The organism is Aeromonas sp. HMWF014 (assembly GCF_963878295.1).
Lineage (GTDB): Bacteria > Pseudomonadota > Gammaproteobacteria > Enterobacterales > Aeromonadaceae > Aeromonas > Aeromonas popoffii.
The window spans coordinates 1-901 of the sequence record NZ_CAWNYS010000350.1; the positions used below are offsets into that span (position 1 = coordinate 1).

Below are 901 nucleotides of genomic sequence, written 5' to 3' on the forward strand. Positions count from 1 at the left end.
CAATTTAGCAGGGATGGGATAATCCGTTTTCTCTATGCAGGTTCTGACTATGACGCGCAGCAACTCCTTGGGGTAACGCCCCAGGCGTTTGGCGTATCCACCAACGGCAGGATTTTTTATCCTGCCGTTTTTGTTTTCCTATCTCGCCGCCTGATCCACCAGATAGAGGATGCTGTGATAGGGAATACCGGTGTGCTGGCTTAGCCCTATCTCGCAGGTGCGGCTATTGCTAAAGCCCTGGCGGCAATCGGTGGGCACCTGGGCGGGCAGGCTGGCGAGCGCGGCGGCGTTGAGCTCAGGGGTCATCAACCCCTTGTCACCGGCAAAGCCGCAGCACTGGATATGCTCTGGCACTATCACTTCCCGGGCGCAGGCACGGGCTACCGCCAGCATCTTCTCCCCCAGCCCCATACGCCGGCTGCTGCAGGTGATATGAAGCATCACTATCTCATCGATCGGTGCAAGGTCGAGATGAGGCAGCAGGTGTTCCAACACAAAGGCGGAGGGCTCAAACACGCGAAGGCCCTTGCCGAGCGCCCCCGAAAGCAGTCGCTGCACGCAGGGGCTGGTGTCGATCAGCACGGGCCAGCGCCCCTGCTCGCTTGCCTGCCACAGGGCCTCGACCAGCTCGGTGCGCTTGGTCGCCGCCACCTCGACCATCCCCTTGCTGTCATAGGGCATGCCGCAGCAGAGCCCCTCAACTCTCGCTGGCACTATGACCCGACAGCCCGCCTTCTTGAGCAAGGATTGCACCACCTGTGGCAGTGACGGGGCACCCGCTTGCTGGCCGAATACCCGGCTGGCGCAGGAGGGCAAATAGACCACGGCGCGCTCGCTTGTTGCGCCGTGACCATCGCCTATGCCCGTGCTTGCGCCCCCCGGCTCCCCTTGCGGCCACCGG

At 62.6% G+C, this 901-nt stretch carries 1 protein-coding gene; it reads right to left on the reverse strand.

The annotated features are described in order from the left end of the window. Positions 1-138 precede the first annotated feature (138 nt). Positions 139-901: (Fe-S)-binding protein (locus AAC083_RS14560; RefSeq protein WP_258224702.1), on the reverse strand; the 763-nt coding region annotated here is incomplete at its 5' end.